The organism is Streptomyces capoamus, from assembly GCF_014654935.1.
Classification (GTDB): Bacteria; Actinomycetota; Actinomycetes; order Streptomycetales; family Streptomycetaceae; genus Streptomyces; species Streptomyces capoamus.
Genome location: NZ_BNBF01000026.1, coordinates 27,403 through 49,985 on the forward strand (window position 1 = coordinate 27,403; position 22,583 = coordinate 49,985).

The 22,583-nt window shown below is 73.4% G+C and carries 20 protein-coding genes; 13 read left to right on the forward strand and 7 right to left on the reverse strand.

All coding sequences use genetic code 11. The annotated features are described in order from the left end of the window. Together IE312_RS31425 and IE312_RS31430 are read right to left on the reverse strand one after the other, a co-directional pair. Positions 1 to 703 (reverse strand): CHAP domain-containing protein (locus IE312_RS31425; protein ID WP_189985654.1); only part of this gene is annotated, 703 nt, incomplete at its 3' end. A 664-nt stretch (positions 704 to 1,367) separates the two neighbouring features. Then, positions 1,368 to 2,564: a chymotrypsin family serine protease gene (locus IE312_RS31430; protein WP_189985655.1), complete on the reverse strand. Its 1,197-nt coding sequence runs from the start codon at positions 2,562 to 2,564 to the stop codon at positions 1,368 to 1,370. Between the two features lie 458 nt (positions 2,565 to 3,022). Here IE312_RS31430 and IE312_RS31435 point away from each other — a divergent pair, with 458 nt between their 5' ends. Further along, complete coding sequence (locus tag IE312_RS31435; RefSeq protein WP_189985656.1) at positions 3,023 to 3,877, forward strand: ArsR/SmtB family transcription factor; 855 nt, start codon at positions 3,023 to 3,025, stop codon at positions 3,875 to 3,877. A 19-nt stretch (positions 3,878 to 3,896) separates the two neighbouring features. Continuing rightward, positions 3,897 to 4,070 (forward strand): helix-turn-helix domain-containing protein, encoded by a 174-nt coding sequence (locus IE312_RS31440; RefSeq protein ID WP_189985657.1) that lies wholly within the window; start codon positions 3,897 to 3,899, stop codon positions 4,068 to 4,070. Positions 4,071 to 5,371: 1,301 nt separating this feature from the next. Here IE312_RS31440 and IE312_RS31445 read toward each other — a convergent pair. Continuing rightward, complete coding sequence (locus IE312_RS31445; RefSeq protein ID WP_189985658.1) at positions 5,372 to 5,686, reverse strand: DUF5955 family protein; 315 nt, start codon at positions 5,684 to 5,686, stop codon at positions 5,372 to 5,374. 142 nt (positions 5,687 to 5,828) lie between these two features. Between IE312_RS31445 and IE312_RS31450 the strand changes: the two genes are divergently transcribed. Together IE312_RS31450 and aceB are read left to right on the forward strand one after the other, a co-directional pair. After that, complete coding sequence (locus IE312_RS31450) at positions 5,829 to 6,437, forward strand: nucleotidyltransferase family protein (protein ID WP_189985659.1); 609 nt, start codon at positions 5,829 to 5,831, stop codon at positions 6,435 to 6,437. Between the two features lie 184 nt (positions 6,438 to 6,621). Further along, positions 6,622 to 8,247, forward strand: a complete 1,626-nt coding sequence (gene aceB, locus IE312_RS31455) for a malate synthase A (RefSeq protein ID WP_189985660.1) — start codon at positions 6,622 to 6,624, stop codon at positions 8,245 to 8,247. Between the two features lie 51 nt (positions 8,248 to 8,298). On the opposite strand, the gene IE312_RS31460 is transcribed toward aceB, so the two are convergent. Further along, positions 8,299 to 9,213, reverse strand: a complete 915-nt coding sequence (locus tag IE312_RS31460; protein WP_189985661.1) for a HipA family kinase — start codon at positions 9,211 to 9,213, stop codon at positions 8,299 to 8,301. A gap of 20 nt (positions 9,214 to 9,233) precedes the next feature. After that, a complete protein-coding gene (locus IE312_RS31465; protein WP_189985662.1) occupies positions 9,234 to 10,733 on the reverse strand; it encodes an IucA/IucC family protein in 1,500 nt (499 codons plus the stop codon). 131 nt (positions 10,734 to 10,864) lie between these two features. Here IE312_RS31465 and IE312_RS31470 point away from each other — a divergent pair, with 131 nt between their 5' ends. The 3 genes from IE312_RS31470 to IE312_RS31480 are packed head-to-tail and all read left to right on the forward strand — an operon-like array spanning position 10,865 to position 14,451. Then, positions 10,865 to 12,379, forward strand: coding sequence for an IucA/IucC family protein (locus IE312_RS31470; RefSeq protein ID WP_189985663.1), 1,515 nt, complete (start codon positions 10,865 to 10,867; stop codon positions 12,377 to 12,379). A 9-nt stretch (positions 12,380 to 12,388) separates the two neighbouring features. Further along, a complete protein-coding gene (locus IE312_RS31475; RefSeq protein WP_189985664.1) occupies positions 12,389 to 13,651 on the forward strand; it encodes a VWA domain-containing protein in 1,263 nt (420 codons plus the stop codon). After that, the gene (locus tag IE312_RS31480) at positions 13,651 to 14,451 is read left to right on the forward strand and encodes a hypothetical protein (protein ID WP_189985665.1); all 801 of its coding nucleotides are present in this window, start codon (positions 13,651 to 13,653) and stop codon (positions 14,449 to 14,451) included. The genes IE312_RS31475 and IE312_RS31480 overlap by 1 nt, the downstream gene beginning before the upstream one ends. A 537-nt stretch (positions 14,452 to 14,988) precedes the next feature. Here the strand turns inward: IE312_RS31480 and IE312_RS31485 are convergent. Continuing rightward, on the reverse strand, positions 14,989 to 15,615 hold the full coding sequence (locus IE312_RS31485) for a winged helix-turn-helix transcriptional regulator (protein ID WP_189985666.1): 627 nt from the start codon (positions 15,613 to 15,615) through the stop codon (positions 14,989 to 14,991). An 81-nt stretch (positions 15,616 to 15,696) separates the two neighbouring features. On the opposite strand from IE312_RS31485, the gene IE312_RS31490 reads away from it, so the two are divergent. From IE312_RS31490 to IE312_RS31510, 5 genes are all read left to right on the forward strand, one after another. After that, complete coding sequence (locus tag IE312_RS31490) at positions 15,697 to 16,905, forward strand: pyridoxal phosphate-dependent aminotransferase (RefSeq protein WP_189985667.1); 1,209 nt, start codon at positions 15,697 to 15,699, stop codon at positions 16,903 to 16,905. 183 nt (positions 16,906 to 17,088) lie between these two features. Beyond that, on the forward strand, positions 17,089 to 18,915 hold the full coding sequence (locus IE312_RS31495; RefSeq protein WP_229900661.1) for a trypsin-like serine peptidase: 1,827 nt from the start codon (positions 17,089 to 17,091) through the stop codon (positions 18,913 to 18,915). Positions 18,916 to 18,993: 78 nt separating this feature from the next. After that, complete coding sequence (locus tag IE312_RS31500) at positions 18,994 to 19,593, forward strand: histidine phosphatase family protein (protein WP_189985668.1); 600 nt, start codon at positions 18,994 to 18,996, stop codon at positions 19,591 to 19,593. A 106-nt stretch (positions 19,594 to 19,699) separates the two neighbouring features. After that, positions 19,700 to 20,326, forward strand: coding sequence for a hypothetical protein (locus tag IE312_RS31505; RefSeq protein ID WP_189985669.1), 627 nt, complete (start codon positions 19,700 to 19,702; stop codon positions 20,324 to 20,326). 52 nt (positions 20,327 to 20,378) lie between these two features. After that, complete coding sequence (locus IE312_RS31510) at positions 20,379 to 20,801, forward strand: acyl-CoA thioesterase (RefSeq protein WP_189985670.1); 423 nt, start codon at positions 20,379 to 20,381, stop codon at positions 20,799 to 20,801. 20 nt (positions 20,802 to 20,821) lie between these two features. On the opposite strand, the gene IE312_RS31515 is transcribed toward IE312_RS31510, so the two are convergent. Next, entirely contained in the window at positions 20,822 to 21,676 is an 855-nt protein-coding gene (locus IE312_RS31515; RefSeq protein WP_189985671.1) for an NAD(P)H-binding protein, read from the reverse strand. A 95-nt stretch (positions 21,677 to 21,771) separates the two neighbouring features. Between IE312_RS31515 and IE312_RS31520 the strand changes: the two genes are divergently transcribed. After that, positions 21,772 to 22,569 (forward strand): helix-turn-helix domain-containing protein, encoded by a 798-nt coding sequence (locus IE312_RS31520; protein ID WP_189985672.1) that lies wholly within the window; start codon positions 21,772 to 21,774, stop codon positions 22,567 to 22,569. Positions 22,570 to 22,583: the final 14 nt, after the last annotated feature.

A 22,583-nucleotide genomic window follows, 5' to 3' on the forward strand; every position in this document is an offset into this window, starting at 1 on the left:
TGCCGATCCACAGCTTCCCGTCACTGCCCTTCCAGGCCGTGGTGTAGCCACCGTCGGACTTCGCCGAAAGGCCCGACGAACTGCTCCGCGGCATCGTGGGCGGGGGGACGGTCGGGGAGCCGACGGGGCTGATGTAGCCGATGACCTTCTGGCCCCAGTCCTGTTTGACTGTCGGGTCGAAGCCGGGCTTCTGCTGGACACTGTTGTCTTCGTTGCCGCCGATGGTGGTGATGTTCGTCCGGGAACTCACGCTCTGGACCAGGTTGACGTGCTGGACGTCGTCGAAGGTGAGGTTGTTCGGGTCACTGGGCAGGCTCCGGCCGTTGCCGGCCCAGATCACGGCGTCGCCGGGCTGGGGGGTGTAGCTGCTGTCGCTGACCCAGTGGAAGGTGTCGTGAGCGGTGCCGTACTTGGCGAAGGTGTAGGCGGCGGCGGTGATGACACCGGTGTCGGTGACGCCGGCCTGGTTCCAGGTCCATTTCACGAAGTCGGCGCACCACTCCTCGCCACTGCAACTGCCGAGGAAACCGGTGCCGCCGGCGTTGTTGGTGCTGCACGGCCCCTTTCCGATGTTGGCCGCGGCGATGATGGCGGCCGCGTTGCCCTGGGTGGTGGCGGCGAAGGCCGGTCCGGCGGCGGTACCTGCGAGCAGGAAGGCGCTGAGCGCGGTGGCGGCGGCGGTGAGGCTGGTGATCCGGGACATGGCTGTTCCTCAGGTCGGAGTGTGTTGGGTGCACGGGGAACGTCGGTGCGTGCGGATGACGGGGGCGGATGACTGCTCTGTGGGAACAGCGGTCGGCGGGGCCGGGCGCGGGGTGTCAGCGGCCGGAGACGCTCGGCGCGGGGGCCGGCGGGAGGTAACGCAGTCTTAGTACCGGGGAGTTGCGGGAGCTGTGGGCGACCAGGGCCGCGGCGCGGTCGGTGGCGTCCGGGGCACCGGGACTCTCGGGCGGGAGGTGGAAGAGGAGCAGGTCGAGACGGCCGGGTTCGGTGCCTGCCCTGGCGTGTTCCAGGCCGTCCTCGGGTGTGGTGTGGGCCCACAGGATGTCGAGGGTTTCGGCGGCCTCGGTCGCCGGGGCCCGGGGTTGGCGGGGGTCGGATCGGCGAGGGTGGTGGCGGCCGTGGGCAGCAGGGTGACGGCGGCGACGGCGAGGGCGGCGACCGCGGTGGCGACGGCAACGGGCAGACAGGTCATGGTCGTTGTCCTTGAGGTGGCGAGGGGACGGTGCCTGAGCCGGTTCGGCGCTCCGCGGTGGCGCTCGGTCCGTTCGCCGCTCCGGGTGCTCCCCGGTGGCGACGCCCCAGGCTTCGCGGCCTGGCGGTGGCACCGACCGGGAGGGGCCGGGGGCTGGGGTACGGAGTTGTGGTCAGCAGGGACAGGGGTGGCCGCCGACGAGGCGATTCACTGCTTCCCATGGAGTGAAGAAGATTGTGTTGCCGTTGTTGCCACCGGAGATGATGCCGCGGGCGACCATCGGGCTTCCGGAGATGATCGGCCCCCCGGAGTCGCCATTCTGCGACATCCGGGATCCGTCGTTGGACTGGCCGATGCACATGTCGTATGCCACGGAGCCGTCGCTGTACTGGATCCTGTTGCCGCAGGACTGGATCACGCCGTGGCAGTTCTCCTGAGTGAAGGAACCGTCCGAGCAGAAACCGTTGCCGGCCTGGTTGTACGCGTACCCGCTCTGCTGCCAGAAAGTGGCACCCTTGACGTAGATGTCCCACGCGTACTGAGCGCCCTGGTCTCCGGTGATGAGCGCTGCGTCGGTGTAACCCCCGTTGAAGGTCTGCCAACCGGTGATTCCGAAGTGGCCGCTGTTGGACGAGCTGTAGTGGAGGGCACCGTCGTAGTAGCCCTGCTTCCATCCGTAGCCCTTCGGGGCGCAGTGCCCTGCGTAGAGCATCTGGGTCGGGGCATAGTACGGATCGGAGTAGGCGATGCCAGCGGTGCACTGGATGACATCGGTGCCGTCGATCCTGACGATGCGGTCGCCGCCGTACCAGGGATTGGAGTCAAGCAAGCGGTTGACCGACGAGACATCCCGCGGGGACACCCTGGCCGCCGCCTGCGCAGCCCTGGGGCTGGCGTAGTGGTCGACCTTCATCTCAGTGGTGACCTTGCCCGTGGCCTGGAGTTCGACGAGATCGCCGTACTTGGCCTTCACCCTGGCTCGCAAGTCCGCGGTGACGGTCGGAACGCCGATCAGGGTCTTGTTGGTGCGCGGGTCCGTCCCAGCGACGGTCCACCGGACGCCCTCGATGGTGCGACTGGCCGCAACGACATTCGCTGCCGACTCCAGGGTTCTCTGCGAGTACTTCACCGGCACGTACTTGACCGCGTAGCTCGTCGTTACGCTAAGTCGGCTGTCGGACCCCGGTGCCGCCCCGGGGCTGATGTGATGCTGGGCCGCCAGCGCGGTGCGCGCTTTCGCGACGGCGTTGCCGGAAGCGGTGTACACGTCGATGGTGTGGTGCGCCTCGTCGACGTACAGCCCGGCGAAGTCGGTCTTGTCCGCGCTGACCGAGGTGCCAAGCCGACCGAGGTTCATGGTGCCGTTCACGGCCAACACGTCAGGAACGGGCGCTGCTGAGACCTCGCTTGGCATGAGGGTCGTGGCAACCGCGGCCAGAGCTAAGACCCCCAACGCGCGTGCCGTTCGCATGGAGGAGCCCGCGTCGATCAAATCCCGACGCGATTGTGTCAGGCGGGGAGATCCTGCCGCGGACCTGGGAGGTTCGCCAACGAGGGGACCCGCTCCGGGTGGTCCGCTCGCCGCTGTCGCCTCACCAGCACGCACCAGGACCCGCGCCTGGCTGCGTTCACGGCGAAGCTTCCGGACCGTGCGCGTGATGCTACGTATGGACATGTAGATACCCCCATTTGTCTAGCATTTCCCCGACGGGCACAGTGCCGTGCCGGTGCCGTGTGCCCCCATCGTTTCGGTTGGGCCCGCGCGCGGGTAGCTTTCTCCGTGGAGCGCAAAAGCCCTGGTGAGGGCGTCAAGCCTTGGGGGGATAGGTGATACGCATTCATCTCGGGCCGGAGGGTCTGGGCAACGTCAGGATCTGCGGTCATGCCGACTTCGACGCCGAGTTGACCGCTGCTGGCCGCGCTCTTGCCCATGGCGGGCGGTCCCGCCTACCGCTGGCCCAGCTCTACTCCCGCGGCACCTCCCCAGACCTCACTGAAGGCGTCGACCACGTCTATTTATCCCACTTGTTCGCGCGCCGCCGACCGACACCGTTCACCAAAGCCCTTGCCGAGGGAGACGAACGCGCCTACAGCGTCCTGGCCACTTCGGTGGACCGTCTGCGCAGTACCGCGGTCGACCCGCACCGCTCGGGGATCAGCTCGGCGGTGGCGGCTCGCGCCGCCGACCTGTCACCCCGCTATGTGGCCAGCGGTGCCTCGGCGATGCTGCACCGGCTAGGACACGACATCAGGTTCCGCCCAGGCGTCGTGGAGGTGCCCACCGCCTTTGAGGGAGACCTTGAGCTCGGAATCCGCTCGCTCCGGATCCAGCCAGTAGCCCTGAACCGACAGGTCACTCTCGCCGAACCGACCAGCGATTCCCTCACCATCCGGATTCCCGCCGGTAACCCTCCGCGCCTTGAGCCGGAGCACAAGGCCGCGCTCCGGTCCCTGCTGGGCGAGGGCAGAGCGGAAGTACTCGCAGTGATCGTCACGTCCGGCGACGCCACCGGCCGGCAACTGGCCAGGCAACTCGGGGTGTCAGACGCCGCAGTCAGCCGCTATACCACCGTGCTACGGCAAGCAGGCCTGATTCAGACCCGGCGCATCGGGCAAGCCGTCAAGCACATCGCGACACCCCTGGGACACCATCTGGCGCAGCCGCATCGATCTCCCTTGTGATTGCGCGGGTTCCAGGTGCTTGCCGCCCCGGCGTCCGGCCGCTGGCTCCGGCCTCACCGACGACACCGCCGGCCAGCGCCTCGGCGCCTCGTCCCGCACAGTCAACCGCCTGATGGCCTCGATCATGGAACGCCTCCGTGCCAGCAGCCGCTTCGAGGCCGGCATCAAGGCCGCCCACAAGGGCTGGTTCTGACGCCCACTGCCCATGAGGGTCCGGACATGCGAGCTGTCCACGGCACAGTCGTCCAGGTCCAGGTCCAGGTCCAGGTCCAGGTCCAGGTCCGGGTCCGGGTCCAGCGCGTCCGCGCGGCAGGCAACGCCGGTGCGGAGCACGTACGCGATGACGGTGAGAGCCGCCCTGCCCGGAAGGCGAAGTCGCCCGGGGTGGCGACGGCGTCGTTCGAGCGGGTGGCAGCAGCGGAGCCACCCGCTCCCACAGATCGTCCGGCCGAGCGCAAGACCGGCGGCTCAACTCATTCTGAAACGATCAGTCAGAGGTCCTGCCAGAAGCTGTTGATCATGTGACTGTCGGTTCGGTTGCTCGTTGGTGCAGCCGTGGGGACGCACCAGCCGAGGCCGTGGATCGTCTCGGATGAATTCGAGCCGTTGCTGCCCGAGCCAGGCCCGAAGCTGGTCGCGGGGCCGGCCCTGGGTGCCGGACCGGCAAGCGTTGTGCGGGATCTTTAGCTCTTGCTGCTCACAGGGCCCGTGGACTTGCATGGGGCGGGAACGGTTGGGGCGCTGCGGCCTGTGTGGTGGGCATCGCAACAACGGGGGTAGCTCTCCGAATGTGGATCCCCCGGCAACATCGGGGGACCGTCAACGCTGGAGCAGCTCACCGAGATTTTTCGGCGGCTCGTCCACCACTTTCGCAACAGACCCTAGTGCCGGAGCCGGGCCCGGGCTCAGTACCGGAGCCGGGCCTAGTACCAGAACCGGGCCCGGGGCCGGGCTCAGCGCCGGACCCCAGGCCCAGAGACGGACCGAGTGCCGGTCCCCTGCCTCAGCGCCGGCGCAGTACCGGCCCGGGCCTGCGTCGGAGCCGGGCCCAGTCCCGGCGCCGGACCGAGCGCCGGAGCCTGACCGAGTGTCGGCTTCTGGCCCAGCGCCAGCCCAGTGCCCACCCCGACCTGCACCAAAGCCGGGCTCAGTACCAAGCCAGGTCCAGTGCCAGCCCCAGCGCCGGCCGCACCCAGCGCCGGTGCCAGGTTCAGTGCCGGACCGGGCCCAGTACCGGAGCCGGGCCCAGTCCCGACGCTGGGCCGAGCGCCCGCCCCGGAACCCGCACCGGACCGGAGACAGGACCCGGACAGGAGACGGGACCCGGACAGGAGACTGGACCCGCATCGGATACGGGAGCCGCACCGGATACGGAACCCGGACCGGATACCCGTACCCACCCGTCCGCTCCGCCCGCGAGGGCGCGGTGGCGGGTACGGGGGCGGAGCCCGCTCCCTGGCCCGGGGCGATCCGATGCGATCCGGGCGGGAGCGCCTAGGTGCGGGGCGGCTCGCCGAACAGGTTCACGGCGTCGCGGACCTGGGACAGGCCCCGGGTCAGCGCGCTCATCGAGCCTATGGCGCCGGCGACCAGCAGCAGGGAGCTGCGCAGGCGCGGGATCTCGGGCGGGCCACCGGCGGCCATCGCCGCCAGGGCCGCCAGCTCGTCCTCGGCTATCGCCCGGTCCGGGAAGTCCGCCGGTAACGCGGCGAGTTCGCGGCGCAGCCGGGACACCGCGGTCCGCAGTTCCGCCACCCTCGGGTCCTCGTCGCTGCCGATCACTGGCCTCTGCCCCAAGCTCCGCAACACAGCCCTCCCCCTGGCACGCCGTCGTGCGCGGGTCAGTAAACGCCACGCCGTGCGGGAGCGCCACAGGGCGGACCGAAATTCAGCCCAAGGGAATCGGCGCCGGAAATCCGTCCGGTGGGGCGCCGTCGGGTATGCAGGATCCATGACGGACGACCAGGAACTTCAGGGGCAGGTCGCGGGGCTGCTGCTGGCCGCCGGCGGTGGCCGGCGGCTCGGCGGACGCCCCAAGGCGCTGTTGCCGCACCGGGACCGGCCGCTGGTCGAGCACGCGGTCGGGGTGCTGCGCGCGGCCGGGTGCGGGCGGATCCACGTGGTGCTGGGCGCCGCGGCTCAGGAGGTGCGCGCCCGGGCCGCGCTGGACGGCTGCGTGCTGGTGGACAACCCGGACTGGGCCGAGGGCATGGGCTCGTCGCTGCGCGCCGGGCTGGCCTCGCTCGCCGGGACGGGGGCGCGGGCGGCCCTGGTCGGCCTGGTCGACCAGCCCGGTATCGGACCGGTCGCGGTGGCCCGGGTGCTCGCCGCGTACGCGGACGAGACGTCGCTGGTCTCGGCCGCCTACGACGGGGTGCGCGGGCATCCCGTGCTGTTCGGTGCCGCGCACTGGGCGGGCATCGCCCGGGCCGCCACCGGGGACCGCGGGGCGCGCGCCTACCTGAAGGCGCACGCGGGCGCGGTCCGGCTGGTGGAGTGCGGGGACGTCGCCGACCCGTACGACATCGACACCGAGGCCGACCTGAGCCACCTTGAGTGAAGGGGGTGGCACGCGGCGCCACCTTGTCTCGACCCGGAGCATCTCGACATCAACAAACCATTGAAGTTCCACGATGAGGAAACTACTATCCACTGATCAGAAGCGCCTGCCCGCACAGTCGGCGCTGTATGTCCCTTACGTGCCTCTTGGCACCCGGTGCCACCGCTGAAGGAAGTGACAGCTCATGTCCGCACCAGCGCCGTCCCCGCTGGCCATCGTCGACGCCGAGCCCCTGCCCCGGCAGGAAGAGGTCCTCACGGACGCGGCGCTCGCCTTCCTGGCGGAGCTGCACCGGCGGTTCACCCCGCGCCGTGACGAACTCCTGGCCCGCCGGGCCGAGCGCCGCGCCGAGATCGCCCGCACCTCCGCACTCGACTTCCTGCCCGCGACGGCCGCGATCCGGGCGGACGACTCCTGGCGGGTCGCCCCGGCCCCGGCCGCGCTGAACGACCGGCGCGTGGAGATCACCGGTCCCACCGACCGCAAGATGACCATCAACGCGCTCAACTCCGGTGCGCGGGTCTGGCTCGCCGACTTCGAGGACGCCTCCGCACCCACCTGGGAGAACGTGGTCCTCGGCCAGGTGAACCTGATCGACGCCTACACCCGCCGCATCGACTTCACCGACCCGGCGTCCGGCAAGTCGTACGCCCTGCGCCCCGACGAGGAACTGGCGACCGTCGTCATGCGCCCGCGCGGCTGGCACCTGGACGAGCGGCACCTCGCCGACGCCGAGGGCCGGCCCGTGCCCGGTGCCCTCGTCGACTTCGGCCTGTACTTCTTCCACAACGCCCAGCGGCTGATCGACCTGGGCAAGGGCCCCTACTTCTACCTGCCGAAGACCGAGTCCCACCTCGAAGCCCGCCTGTGGAACGACGTGTTCGTCTTCGCCCAGGACTACGTCGGCGTCCCGCAGGGCACCATCCGCGCCACCGTCCTGATCGAGACCATCACGGCCGCGTACGAGATGGAGGAGATCCTCTACGAACTGCGCGACCACGCCTCGGGGCTGAACGCCGGCCGCTGGGACTACCTGTTCTCCATCGTGAAGAACTTCCGGGACGGCGGACCGAAGTTCGTCCTGCCGGACCGCAACGCCGTGACGATGACCGCCCCCTTCATGCGGGCCTACACCGAACTCCTCGTCCGCACCTGCCACAAGCGCGGCGCGCACGCCATCGGCGGCATGGCGGCCTTCATCCCGTCCCGCAGGGACGCCGAGGTCAACAAGGTCGCCTTCGAGAAGGTCCGCGCCGACAAGGACCGTGAGGCGCACGACGGCTTCGACGGCTCCTGGGTCGCCCACCCCGACCTGGTGCCGATCGCCATGGAGTCCTTCGACAAGGTCCTCGGCGACAAGCCCCACCAGAAGGACCGGCTGCGCGAGGACGTCCGGGTCGGGGCCGCCGACCTGATCGCGATCGACTCGCTGGAGGCGAAGCCGACGTACGCCGGTCTCGTCAACGCCGTCCAGGTCGGCATCCGCTACATCGAGGCCTGGCTGCGCGGACTCGGCGCGGTCGCCATCTTCAACCTGATGGAGGACGCGGCCACCGCCGAGATCTCCCGCTCGCAGATCTGGCAGTGGATCAACGCGGGCGTCGAGTTCGAGAACGGTGACAAGGCCACGCCGGAGCTGGCCCGCAAGGTCGCCGCCGAGGAACTCGACGCCATCCGCGAGGAGATCGGCGAGGAGGCCTTCGCCGCCGGGCACTGGCAGGAGGCGCACGACCTGCTGCTGGAGGTGGCCCTCGACGAGGACTACGCCGACTTCCTCACCCTGCCCGCCTACCGGCGGCTGCGCGGCTGACCCCCGCGTCGCCGTGCGGGCCCCGGCTCCCCGGGGCCGCACGGCGACGGGTCATCCGAGGTGCGCCGACCAGTCCTGCTCCGCCGCCGGCTTGCCGTGCAGGTCGGGGACCTGCTGCAGCCAGGCCGGGCGGCCCGCCCGGGTCCGCGCCGCGCGGTCGGCCTCCTCGGCCGCGAGCTGTTCCCGGCTCGGGAAGTCGGTGGGCAGCCACTCGGCCGAGAGCCGGACCCGCTCCAGGAGATAGCCGACGTAGGCGTCCCGGACATCGTCGGGGGCGGCGAACCCGGCGTCCTCCGCCAGCCAGGCGTCCGGCACCTCGGCGACGATCGCGCGCAGCAGCTCCTCCGTCACGCGGGGCGCGAGTTCCGCGTCGGCGGCGCGCACGTCGGGTGCGTAGTGGCCGAGGGCGTGGTGCCGGAAGTCGTACCTGCGGCCCGGGGCCGTGGTGTCCCAGCGGTGATGGAAGACGAGGGCGGCGCCGTGGTCGATGAGCCACAGCCGCGGCGGCGCGGTGCCGAGCGTGGGCCAGACCATCAGGTTGGAGCTGTGCACCGTACGGTCGACGTTCACGGTCAGCGCGTCCAGCCAGACGATCCGGCCGGCCTCCAGCGGGTCCACCGGGAAGCTCCGGGCGATCTCCGGCGTGAGGTCCACGGCACCCGGCAGATAGTCCATGCCGAGGTTCACGCCCGCGCTGGCACTGTGCAGGTCGCGCACCTCCTGGTGCGGTTCCGCCGCGGCGACGGCCGGGTCGAAGTGGACGAGGACCAGCTCCGGGAAGCGCAGGCCGAGCGCCCGGGCCAGCTCACCGACGATGACCTCCGCGACCAGCGCCTTGTGGCCCTGGGCCGAGCCGGTGAACTTCACGACGTACGTACCGAGGTCGTCGGCCTCGACGACGCCGGGTACGGAGCCGCCCGACCGGAGCGGGGTCACGTATCGAACAGCAGTCACGTCGCGCAGCACACCGGCCAGGGTACGGCAGGTCAGGCGTCGGCCAGCGGGTTCGGGAGCGGGAGGTAGCGGGCGTCCGCGCCGTCCGCGCCCGTCCAGCGCAGCAGCAGGTTGGTCTTGCCGGGCAGGGTGGGCGCGGTGAGCAGGGCGGTGATCTCGGGCAGCGGGTGCCGGGCCAGCTCGCGGCGGGCGGCGGGCCACGGGTCGAAGCCGGGGTGGTGGTCGGCGAGGGCGCCGGCGATCTCGGTGAGGTGGTTGACGACCAGGCAGTACACCAGCCGCTGCCAGCCGGCGGCCCGGGTCGTGCCGGACAGCAGCTTGGCGCCTTCGGCGTCCCGGAACAGGGCCTGCACCGGCGTGCCCGCCGCGTCCACGGCGACGAGCGTGTTCTGCAGGTGGGCCTCCAGGACGACCCCGTGCGCGTCGAACGCGGTCAGGGCGGGCGGTACGACCGCCCGCAGGTAGGCCTCCCACCAGCCGGCCGGGTCCGCGGCGGCGGCCAGCGGGCTGCCCTCGAAGCCCTCGGCGAGCCCGGCCGCCAGCAACGGGGTCGCGCCCGGCAGCAGATGGCCGCGCAGCCCGTCGCGGACCAGCACCGCCAGTTCCTCGAAGGCGAAGGCGGCGGTGCGGTAGCCGCGGTCGCTCAGCCAGGCCGCGGGCGGCCCCATCGCCGCGAACGCCTGCCCGGCGGCGCTGTCCGTGCGGCGCAGCCGGCGCAGGTCGTGGCGCCACAGCCGGCGGATGTCGTTGGTGATGCGCACGTCGAGGCTGAACTTCAGGAACAGGTCGCGGCGCGGCTCGTACACGGTGCGGACGGCGGCCGTCGGCCAGGTGTCGGAGGCCGTCGTGCCGATCCGCAGCAGCCGGCCGTCGGCGAAGGCGGGCGCGAGGTCGCGGGCGACCAGGTCGAGCTGCCAGGGGTGGGCGGGCAGCAGCCGGTAGCCGGGCGGTGCGGTGCCGAGGGCGTCCAGGGCGCGGGTGTCGCCCTCCTCGGCGACCTGGTCCTCGCGGACGCCGAGCAGCACCAGCGGGAAGCGGGCGTGCGCCTCGGGGGCGTACGGCAGCCAGGACGCGGCCGGGCCGCCGCCGCGTGCCTTCGGCGCCGGGTGGTAGGGGTGGCCGGTGAGCAGGGACTGCTCGGAGCGCAGGTACGGGTCCGCGGGTGGCGTGGCCCGGGCGCGCGCGGCGAGCAGGGCGGCGACCGCGTCCCGGCTGTCGATCATCTCGGCGGGCAGGTCGCCGCCGGGCAGCCCGGTGTGCCGGCGCAGCTCCTCGGCGACCAGTTTGACCAGCTCCGGGTGGCCGATCGGGTGCCAGGCCCCGGCCGCGTAGAGCTCGGGGTCCGCGGGGCGCCGCCCGGCGCGCACCCGCAGCAGCCGCCCGTCCGGCAGCCGGTGCACGCGCCGGTCCCCGGTGGCCGGGAGCGGTTCGGCCACCTCCCGCAGCAGGCAGTTGAGCAGGGGGGCGGTCGCGTACGCGTCGGCGCGGCGGCCGTCCGCGCCGGTGGGGGGTGTGAGGTCCACGCGATCCATTCGTTCGTCGTCCAGGGGCCCCGCGGTCTTCCCCGCGCACGCCGGGTGCGCCGTCCGGGAGCCGGTGACGATCAGTATGGCTGCCGTCCCGGACAATCGTGCCGTGCCCCGTCCCACCCGAGGAGCCGACCGTGCACCGTCCCCCCACCGCCGACGCCGGCATCGCCGAGGAGCTGGCCGCCGTACGGCCCGGCCTGCTGCCCCGGTACACGGCCGAGCTGCCGGGTGCCCGCGCCGCCGTGCTGACCCGGCTGTGGCGGGCGCTGGCCCACGAGCCGCTGCCGTGGCTCGCCGGGCGGGTGCCGGGGGCGCACGGCCTGGCGCTGCGCCTGGCCGACGGCCGGACCCTGCACGGGCCGGCCGCCGACCCGTACGCCACCGGTGCGTACGTCCGCGCGGTACGCCTGGACCGGGAGCGCCACGACGATCCGGCGCGGCTGATGGCGGCGCTCGGAGTGCCGCACGGAGCCGCCTTCGCGGCCGAACTGGCGCACAGCGCGGCCTCGCTGGCGCTGTCCCGGGCCGGTGCCGATCACCCGAAGGAGTGGCCGGAGCAGGACTGGGAGTGGGAGCAGCGGGTGGCCGACGGGCACCCGTACCACCCGAACTGCCGGTCCCGGCCCGGTTTCTCGGTGGCGGACCAGCTGGCGTACGGCCCGGAGCACGGGGCGGTGGTGGAGCTGGGGACGGTGCCGGTGCCGGCGGCCGGCTGCCTGCTGTCCGGCGACTGGCCGGACGAACTCCGCGACGGCACGCGGATCCTGCTGCCGGTGCACCCCTGGCAGGCCGCGCACGTGCTCGGGCGGTCGTACGACGTCTGGCGCCCGGCCCGTCCGCTGATGTCCCTGCGCACCCTGGCACTGCCCGGCGGCCCGCACGTCAAGACGGCGCTCAGCGCCCGGCTGACGTCGTCGGTGCGGGACATCTCCGTGGCCTCGGTGCGGTCGGCGGCGCTCCTGTCGGCGTTCGCCGAGGACCTGGCGGCGCGCACCGGCGGCCTGCTGCACATCACCCGCACGCTGGGCGCGGCCACGGCCGACTCCCCCGACCTGGCTGCACTGCTGCGGGAGTCGCCGCAGGTGTACGCGGCGCCGGGCGAACGGGTCCTGCCGGTGGCCGCCCTCGCCACCACGTCCCTGCCCGACTCCCCTGCCTGGCTGGCCGCGTTCACCCGGCTGGCGCTCACGGTGGGCCTGCGCCTGCTGGACCTCGGTGTGGCGCTGGAGGCGCACGGGCAGAACCTGCTGGTCGTCCTGGCGGCCGACGGCACTCCGCTGCGCCTGGTCTACCGGGACCTGGCCGACATCCGGATCAGCCCCGCCCGACTGGCCCGGCACGGCATCGCCCCGCCCGCCCTGCCGGGCCGCCTGCTCACCGACGACGAGACCGCCTTGCGCCGCAAGCTGTTCGGCTCGCTGGTGGCGGGCGCGCTGGCCGGCACGGCGGGCTCCGGGCCGGCCCTCGGCGCGGCGCTCGCCGCCGCCCTGCCGGACCTCGCGCCGACCGCCGATCTGGTGGCGCTGCGTCAGGAATCCCTGCCCACCAAGGCGTTGACACTGATGCGGCTGTCCCCCGGCACCCCGGGCGACCGCTGGACCCGCCTGCCGAACCCGCTCGTTTTGGAGCGCGGCCCGTCCGGTCAATAAGATCCGGCGATGATCACAAGACAACGGCTGGCGGCGGGCGTCTGTGCTCTGCTCGCCGCCCTGACGGCCGGGATCGCGTTCCCTGCCGGAGCGGTCGCCGACGAGACGGACCAATCCGCTCCGAAGGTCGAACTCGTGCTGGACGTCAGCGGTTCCATGCGCACCCGCGACATCGACGGCGGCTCCCGGATGGCCGCGGCGAAGCAGGCGTTCAACGAGGTGCTGGACGCGACCCCCGAGGAGGTCCGGCTCGGCATCCGCACGCTCGGTGCCAACTACCGCGGCAACGACCGCAAGGAGGGCTGCAAGGACACCGAGCAGCTCTATCCGGTCGGCCCGCTGAACCGGACCGACGCGAAGACGGCCGTGGCCACGCTGGCGCCGACCGGCTGGACCCCGATCGGGCCCGCGCTGCTGAAGGCCGCCGGCGACCTGGACGGCGGTAACGGCACCCGCCGTATCGTGCTGATCAGTGACGGCGAGGACACCTGCCAGCCGCTCGACCCGTGCGAGGTGGCGCGGGAGATAGCGGCCAAGGGCATAGGGCTGACCATCGACACCCTCGGCCTGGTACCGGACGCCAAGACCCGCGACCAGCTCAGCTGCATCGCGGACGCGACCGGCGGCACCTACACCGACGTCCGGCACAAGGAGGAACTGTCCGACCGGGTCGGCGACCTGGTCGAGCGGGCGGCCGATCCGGTGGTCACCCCGGTGGCCACCGAGGGCGCGGACCGGTGCGAGAAGGCGCCGGAGCTGAAGTCCGGACTGTACACCGACCGGCTGGAGTTCGGGCGGCAGCGCTGGTACAAGGTGTCCGTCGACCCCGGCAAGGAGCTGCGGGCCGCGGTGAGCGTGGCGGACGACCGCGCCGTGAACCCCGACTACGGGGTGCTGCTGCGGGCGGTGACGGTGCACGGCCGGGAGATCGTGCGCGGTGAGGCCGCCGGCACCGGCCGTACCGACGCCGTCTCCACCGGTCTGCGCTACCCGAAACAGGACACCGACGACGACACGGCGTCCGCGGAGACGGTGTGCCTCCAGCTCACCACCTCCTTCTCGGCCGCCGCCGGCGTCAAGACGAGCCCCGGCCTGCCGCTGGAGCTGACGGTGGACGTGGTGGACGGGCCGTCGGGGCACCACGACGTGGCCGCCTTCGGTCTCGGCCGGGGCTGGTGGCTGCTCGGTCTGCTGGTGCTGGCCGGCTTCCTCGCCGGTCTGCTGTGGGGCTGGCTGTCGCGCTGGCGGGTCGCGGTCTGGAGGACGAACTGATGCGGATCACACGAATGCTGGGCGCCGCGCTGCTGGCGCTGGGGCTGGCCGCGGGGCCGGCCGCCGCCGACTCCTCGCCCTCCCCGAGCGCCTCCGCCGACGGCGACGCGCCGACCCGGGCGGGCTCCTCCTTCCGGACGGCCACGGAGATCGAGCAGGGCCAGTCGGCGACCGCCTCCGGCTCCACCGGTGACTACCTGTACTGGTCGTTCCCTGCCGACACCGGGCAGCGCCCCACCGTCAGGGCGACGGTGAAACTCCCCGCCACGCACGGCTCCGAGACCTGGCAGCTCGACGTCTACGACGGCCTGCGGCGCCGCCAGGCCTGCCAGTACGGCGCCCAGACCCGGACCGCCGCGCAGGGGGCCGCCTCCGTCGAGCTGGCCTGTGTGCTGCGCACCGTGCGCGGCTGGTCGGAGCCGTGGGCCGACGACCCGCTGCCCGGCACGTACTACCTCCGGCTGACGGTGGTGGACCTCGCGGCCGCCGACCTCGGACAGCCGGTGAGCGCCGAGGTGCGCGCCGACTCCAAGGACATCGGCGGGGCGGCGGCGGTGGACGGCACGCTGGGCAAGCCGCTCGTCCCCGGGATCGCGGCCAAGTCCGCCGGGCAGGGGGACGGTTCGAAGACCGCCGTGCTCTCCAGCTTCGGCCGGGACGACGGCTGGTCCTCCGGCTGGTGGTCCGACCGCTGGGTGTGGACCGGCATCGGCGCCGTCCTGGCCGCGCTCGCCGGCATCGGCGGGTACGTGCTGACGCGCGGGTCGGGCCGGCCGTCCCGGGTGCCGCCCACCGTCTGACCCCGAGCCGACACGAAGGCCCGCCCACCGGCGGGCCTTCCGCACACCCGGCCCCGCCCACCGGACCCGGCCTCACGCCTACCGCAACGCCTCGGCCGGCGGCCCGTCACCGGTCACCCGCACGCGCCCGCCCCCGCCAGGGCCACCTCCGCGCGCGGACAACGGGCCGGAAACTCCGGGCGGCCGGACACCGAGAGGGGCCTGACGCCCACCGGACGCAGAAACCGCCGCCCCGTCACCGGGCCCGGCCCCGTGCTCACCCCTCCCGCGGCGCCTTGGCCGACCGGCCGTCGCGGGACCCGCACGCGCCAGCCCCCGCCAACGGGCCCGGCCCCGTCCTCACCCCTCACGCAGCGCCTCGGCCGGCGGCCCGTCGCCCCGCACGCGCCCGCCCCCGCCAGGGCCACCTCCGCCCGGACAACGGGCCGGAAACTCCGGGCGGCTGGACACCGAGAAGTGCCTGACGCCCACCGGACGCAGAAACCACCGCCCCGTCACCGCACCCACGCCACTCCGCCAACGGGCCCGGCCCCGTGCTCACGCCTCCCGCAGCGCCTTGGCCGGCGGGCCGTCGCCGGTCACGCGGACGCGCCCGTCGCGTACCGCCTGCCGCAGGGGCGTTTCGCCGCGGGCGATGGCCTCGCAGGTCGCCGCGTCCATCACCAGGCGCGCGTCCACCTCGCCGGGCGCGGGTCCGTCGCCGTACACCGGTCCGTCCCCGGCGCCGAGGTGGAGGTGGAACTCTCCCTCCTCCAGGCTGACTTCGACCAGACCCTCGCCGTCCAGGGCGCGCAGCAGCGGCAGTGCGAACCAGTGGGCGCGTACCGCGTCCGTGGGCCGCCGCTCGCCCAGTTCGCCCTCGCCCCAGCTGCCCAGGGCCTGCAGCACAGGGAGCAACGCGCGGCCGCGTCCGGTGAGTTCGTAGACGTAGGCCGCGCCCGGCGGGGGCAGCCGGCGCCGGGTGGCGAGTCCGTCCCGTTCCATGTCCTTCAGCCGGGAGGCGAGTACGTCCGTGCTGACCCCGGGCAGGTCCGCGTGCAGATCGGTGTAGCGGCGCGGGCCGGCGAGCAGTTCCCGGACGATCAGCAGGGTCCAGCGGTCTCCGACGAGGTCGAGCGCGCGGGCCGCGGAGCAGTACTGGTCGTAGCTTCGGCGTGGTGGCATGCGACGCAGTCTAGACATGTTGTTGGACTTTCCAAGCTCCTACTTGGTAAAACCAAGCACCACGAGTTTCCGGAGGGGCGCATGGAGTTCCGGCAGTCCAACAAGCTCAGCGAGGTGTGCTACGAGATCCGCGGTCCGGTGATCGAGCACGCCAACGCGCTGGAGGAGGCGGGGCACAGCGTGCTGCGCCTGAACACCGGCAACCCCGCGGCCTTCGGGTTCGAGGCGCCGGAGGAGATCGTCCAGGACATGATCCGGATGCTGCCGCAGGCGCACGGCTACACGGACTCCCGCGGCGTCCTCTCCGCCCGCCGCGCGGTCGCCCAGCGCTACCAGACCCTGGGCCTCGAGGTCGGCGTGGACGACGTCTTCCTGGGCAACGGCGTCTCGGAGCTGGTCTCCATGGCCGTGCAGGCGCTGGTCGAGGACGGGGACGAGATTCTCATCCCGGCGCCGGACTTCCCGCTGTGGACGGCCGTCACCACGCTCGCCGGCGGCAAGGCCGTGCACTACCTGTGCGACGAACAGGCCGACTGGAACCCGGACCTGGCGGACATGGCGTCGAAGATCACGGACCGCACCAAGGCCGTGGTCATCATCAACCCGAACAACCCGACCGGCGCCGTCTACCCGAAGGAGGTCGTCGAGGGCATCCTCGACCTCGCCCGCCGGCACGGCCTGATGGTGTTCGCCGACGAGATCTACGACCAGATCCTGTACGACGACGCCGTCCACCACTCGGCCGCCGCGCTCGCCCCCGACCTGGTCGTCCTGACCTTCTGCGGCCTGTCCAAGACCTACCGGGTGGCGGGCTTCCGCTCCGGCTGGCTGGTGGTCACCGGCCCCAGACAGCACGCCAGGGACTACCTGGAGGGCCTGACCATGCTGGCCTCCATGCGGCTGTGCGCCAACGCGCCCGCCCAGTACGCCATCCAGGCCGCGCTCGGCGGACGCCAGTCCATCCGCGAACTCACCGCGCCCGGCGGCCGGTTGCACGAGCAGCGGACCGTGGCCTGGGAGAAGCTCAACGAGATCCCCGGCGTGTCCTGCGTCAAGCCCAAGGGCGCGCTGTACGCGTTTCCGCGCATCGACCCCGCGGTGCACCCGATCCACGACGACGAGAAGTTCGTCCTCGACCTGCTGCTGCGCGAGAAGATCCAGGTGGTCCAGGGCACCGGCTTCAACTGGCCCCGCCCCGACCACTTCCGCATTCTGACCCTGCCCCACGCGGAGGACCTGGAGGCGGCGATCGGCCGGATCGGCAGGTTCCTGAGCGGGTACCGGCAGTAGCCTCCTGGCCCGTCTCGCTCATGTGTGCGAAGATCATCCCCTTGCCGACCGGGGGGCGCACGCGAGACGGGGTCCGCGCGCCGCCGGTGCGCGTCCGACCAGCGCCGCACCCGCCCTCCCCCGGTGCGGTGCCGCAGTCCGGAGGGACCGGACTCACCGGAAACACCAGGGGGATCAGCAGTGTTGTCCCACGGAAGACGCCACGCCACCGCCGCCGTGCTCTGCGCGGGCCTGCTCGGCCTCGCCGTCCCGGCCGCGGGGGCCGCGGAACCCGCCCCGACGACGCCGTCCACGCCGACCGCGCCGACCGCGCCGTCCGCCGGGCAGGAGGCACGGCAGGCCGCGCGGTTCTGGACCGCGCAGCGCATGGCCGGGGCACAGCCGCTGGACTCGGCGCGGCAGGCCCCGCCGGCCCCCGCAGGCCCGGCCGCGGCGCGCCGCCCGCAAGGCACGCTGTTCAAGGGGACGCGGCTGGTGGGGACGTTCTTCGGCACCGACGGGCCGGGCGGCACCGCCTGGCACTGCACCGGCAGTGTGATCGACACCAAGGTCCGGAACATCGTGCTCACCGCGGCCCACTGCGCGCGGAGCATGAAGGGCGACTACATCTTCGTCCCGAAGTTCGTGAAGGGCGCGGCGCCCGACCGGCAGCCGTACGGCATCTTCCACATCCAGCGCATCTTCATCGACCCCCGGTACGTGCCCGACCGCGGCTCCAGCACCACCAAGACGATCGCGTCGGACCTGGACACCGCGTTCGCCCGGGTCTCGGCCAACCAGCGCGGACAGTCCCTGCAGGACGCGGTGGGCGGCGGACTGACCCTCACCCGGCCCTCCGGCTACAAGCTGAAGAACGTCACCGTCGTCGGCTACCCCTCCTACCGGCACAACAGCGCCGGACGCGCCGTCAAGTGCACCGTCCCGACCACGCAGCTGCGCGGATACCGGCAGCTGTCGATGACCTGCGGCGGCTACTACGGCGGGGTGTCCGGCAGCCCGTGGATCACCGACTACAAGGACGACGCCCGCACCGGGCACGTCATCGGCAACCTCGGCGGCTACAACGGCGGCGGCAACGACGCCAACGTCGACTACATCAGCTATGCCACCGCGTTCGGCGCCGACGCCGCGAACCTCCTCGCCTGGGCCGTCGCCGACCAGGCACCGCCCGGCGACCTGCCGCCGTACCGGGGTCTGAAGGGCACGCTGGCGGGCGGTGCGACACGCTGGCGCAAGGCCCTGCTCATGGCCTCCGGCGACTACACCGGCGACCGGCGCGGCGACCTGCTCGTGGTCTGGTCCGACGGCGCGGTCACCCTGCAACCGGGCGACGGCAAGGGCGGCTTCGGCGCCGAGAAGCAGCTGCAGAAGGCCAACTCCACCTGGACCCACGCCCGGGCCGTGGCCGGCGGCACCTTCACCGGCGGCGACCGGGCCGGGCTGATCGTGCGCTGGTCCGACGGGGAGGCCACCCTCTACCCGCAGCCCGGCCCGTCCGGCCTGGGCCGGGAGATCCGGATGGCACCGCCCGGCTCCGCCTGGAAGGACGCCGTCCAGCTCGCCGCCGGCCCGTTCCGCGCGGACGGGGGCACCGGCCTGCTGGTACGCCGGGCCGACGGCTCGCTCACCCTCTACGACGCGGTCGGCGCCGGCGGTTTCGGCACCGGCACGCCGCTGCTCGGCGCGAACGCCGACTGGACCAAGGCCGCCCTGCTGACCGGCGGCGACTTCGACGGCACGGGCACCGGGGACCTGCTGGTGCGCTGGGCGGACGGCGCCCTCGACACCTACGCCGGCACCTCCGCCGGCGGGCTCGGCGCCCGGACCCGGCTGCGCGGGCCGAGCGGCCGCTGGCAGCAGGCGGCAGTGCTGACGGCCGGCGGCCTCCGGCACGGCAGCGCCGGCAACGACCTGGTCGTGCGCTGGTCCGCCGGGGAGACCACGCTGTACGCCGACACCGGCACCAGGTCCCTCGGCACCGAGCACACCCTGGTCCACCCCGGCACCTGACACCCCGCGCTGTAGTGCAACGGCCGTCTGGCGCAGTCCGTCCTGCGGGCGCCGGCGGCCCTGTGCCACCGTGCCGTCATGGGTGATCTCTTTCTCGTCCGGCACGGGGAGACCGAGTGGTCCCGGTCCGGGCGGCACACCGGCCGGACCGACGTGCCCCTCACCGAGCACGGGCGGGAGGAGGCGCGCCGGCTGGCGCCGCTGATCCGCTCCCAGCGGATCGGGGCGGCCTTCGTCAGCCCCCTGCAGCGGGCCCGGGAGACCGCCGGGCTCATCGGGATCCCGGACGCGCGGGTCGACGCCGACCTGCGCGAGTGGGACTACGGCGGGTACGAGGGCGTGACCACCCCGGAGATCCAGCGGGACCGGCCCGGCTGGTTCCTGTTCACGGACGGGGTGGCGCCCGGCCCGCCGGACCACCCGGGCGAGACACCGGAACAGGTCGGGGAGCGCGCCGACCGGGTGCTGGCCCGGGCCGACGCCGCGCTCGCCCGCACCGGGGCAGCCGTCGTGCTGATCGCCCACGGCCACTTCCTCCGCATCCTCACCGCCCGCCGCCTGGGCCTGCCGCCCCGGCACGGCGCCCTCTTCCTGCTCGCGACCGGTGCCCTGTGCCGCCTGGGCACGGAACACGGCCGCCCGGTGGTGGCGGAGTGGAACGTCCGGCCACCGCGGTAGGGGCGTCGCGGGCGGCCGGACCGGCTGTGTCGGAGCGGGGTCGTACCCTGCGGTCGGGCCGTCCGTCCGGCGGCCCGTGAGGGAGCGGTGTCGGAAGGAGTGCTCCGTGACCCGACCGCCGACCGCCGCGCAGCGGCGGATGATCGAGGGCGCCGACCCGGTGACCGGCCGGCTGCGCGGTACCGAGGCCCAGCTCGCGGCGCTGGTGAAGCGGGGGCTGGCCTTCCGTCACCCCCGGCCGCCGCACGACCACTTCCTCACCCCGGCGGGCCACCGGATCCGTGAGGCGGTGCCCGAGGCGCCGGCCGTACCGGCGCCGGCGCCGGACACCGGGGTGTTCACGGCCCGTGTCGGCGGCGAGGAGGAGCCGCCCGCGACCGGTCCGGCCCGGCGCCGCGAGGTGCACAGCGCCTGGGAGGGGCTGCTGGAGCTGCGCCGGATGACGAATCCCGGCGGTGCCGCGGACCGGCCGTGCGGCTGGGAGCGCACCCACCTGGTGCGCGCCGCGGCGCTCGCGCTGGAGGCCGCCGGGCACCGTCCGGCGGGCGGGGGCGCGGACGGCTACCGGGTCCGGGCGACCCCGCAGCCGGAGGCGGTCGCCGTGTACGCGCCGGACGGCCCGGCCCTGGCGGCCTGTGCGGCCACGCTGGAGCGGGCCGGCTGGCAGGCCGGCGAGTACACCGAGCCCCGGACGAGAGCGCGCTTCGTGCTGGCCTCGCCGCGCCGGGTGTGACCGGCGTGTCAGGATCGGTCGACCGCAGAACCGAACGCGAGGAGGGCAGGCAGTGACCGGACCGTTTTCCGTCCGTGTGACCGTCCGCGGATACGAGACCGATGTCCAGGGACATCTCAACCAGGCGGTGTACCTCAACTACGCGGAGCACGCCCGCTGGTCGCTGCTCCAGGCGGCGGGGATCAGCCAGACCGGGCTGCTGGCCCGGGGCGTCGGCCCGGTGGCGCTGGAGACGAACATCCGCTACCTGCGGGAACTGCTCGCCGGTGACGAGGTCGATGTCACCTGCGTGTTCGAGTGGGGCGGCGGCAAGACCTTCCGGGTCCGGCAGGAGATCCGCCGGACGGACGGCACGGTGGCGGCCGAGGTCACCGCGGTGGGCGGTCTGCTGGACCTCCGGGAACGCCGGCTGGTGCCCGACCCGCGGAAGGTGTTCGAGGAACTGACCCCGGACGTCGCGCTTTTGGGCGTGTAGGGTCCCGGCGTCCCGGCGGGTCAGTCAGCGGTGAAGGAGCCCCGGTGGTCCTCCACCCACGCCCGGTACGTCCGGGCCGGCCTGCCCAGCACCTCGGGTACGTCCGCGGTGATCACCGCGTTGCCGCCCCGGCGGACGTAGTCGAGGCCGGCGAGGGTGCTCTCCGCCTGCGCCGCGTCGAACCCCCAGGCCGTGCGCAGGAAGTGAATCGTCTCGTCGGGCGAGAGGCCCCGGGTGGGAACGGGCCGGCCGAGGACCGCGGCGACCACGGCCGCCTGGTCCGGGACGCTGAGCGCCTCCGGACCGGTCAGCGTGTACGTCCGTCCGGCGTGCCGCCCGTCCAGCAGGGCCCGTACCGCCACGGCGGCGATGTCGCCCGGGTCGATCACTCCGGACGCGCCGTCACCCGTCAGGTTCGGTACCGGCTCGCCCGCGCGGAGCGCAGGCAGCCAGCTCGACGTGTTGGAGGCGAACGTCGAAGGCCGCAGGACGGTCCACTCCGCCCCGCTCTCCCGTACCGCTCGCTCGCCCTCGGCATGCCACTGGCCGGACGGGCCGGATCCCTCGTCACCGGTCGCGATGGCGGAGAGCTTCACGAGTCGTCGTACGCCGGCCGCGCGCGCCGCCGCGACCGTCACGGCGTCGTGGCCCTCGTCCGGGCCGGGGGGCCGCAGCAGGAACGCGGCCGTCACACCGTCCAGCGCGGCCGCCAGGGAAGCCGGATCGCCGTAGGCGCCCCGCACGGCCCGCACCCCCTCGGGCAGCCGGGCCGCCTCCGGGTCGCGGGTCAGGGCCCGCACCTTCGCACCGCGCGCCGCGAGCCGGCGTACGACTTCACTCCCGATGGTGCCCGTGGCACCCGTCACCAGAATCATGGACCCACGGTGACCGCTCCCGGCCGTACGGTTCTTGTAGATTCCGGCACGGCCGGGCCGGCCGTCCGGCCCGGCCGTGCCTCTACCGTGGAGGCATGCCGAAGCCCATCGCCGAGCAGGCCCTGAGCACGCCCGAGGCGCTGCGCCCGTGGATCGCGGGGGTGCGGACCCTGACCTCCGCCGAGCCGCCGCGGGAGCCGCTCGTACGCCTTCCCGACGCGGTCACCCGGGTGGTGCTCCGCGTCACCGCGGACGGCCATCGGGACGTGCTGGCCGTCGGCCCGCGGGTCAGGGCCTCCTACCACCGGGGCAAGGCTGAACTCAGCTGTGTGGAGCTGCTTCTGCTGCCGGGCACGGTGCGGCCGCTGCTGGGGGTGCCGGCCGCGGAGCTGGTGGGCCGGGTGGCGCCCCTGCACGAGCTGCCGGGCGCGACCGCGCGCCGGCTGGCACACGCGCTGCGCTGGCTGGACCCGCAGGAGGCGGTGCCCCGCCTCGGACGGACACTGCCCGGGCTGCTGCCGGTGCCGGCGGACCCGGCTCGTGCGGCGCTGGTCCGCGCGGGCGTCGCGGCGCTGTCCGCCCGAACGGACCGGGAGCCCGCGCGGGTCCGGGACGTCGCCCGCGAACTCGCGGTGAGCGAGCGGCAGTTGCGCAACCTGTTCGCCGACGGTGTCGGCGTCTCGCCCAAGCAGTACGCCCGCATCGACCGGGTCCGCGCGGTGGTCACCGGTGCCCCGACCACGCGCTGGGCCGAACTCGCCGCGTCGAACGGCTACTTCGACCAGGCCCACATGACGTCCGACTTCCGCGCGCTGATGGGCGTCCCGCCGCGCTCGTACTTCACCGGCCGCCTCCCCGCCGTCTCCCCCTGCCGGACGAGCGGCCTCGCTTGACGCGGGGCCGCCGG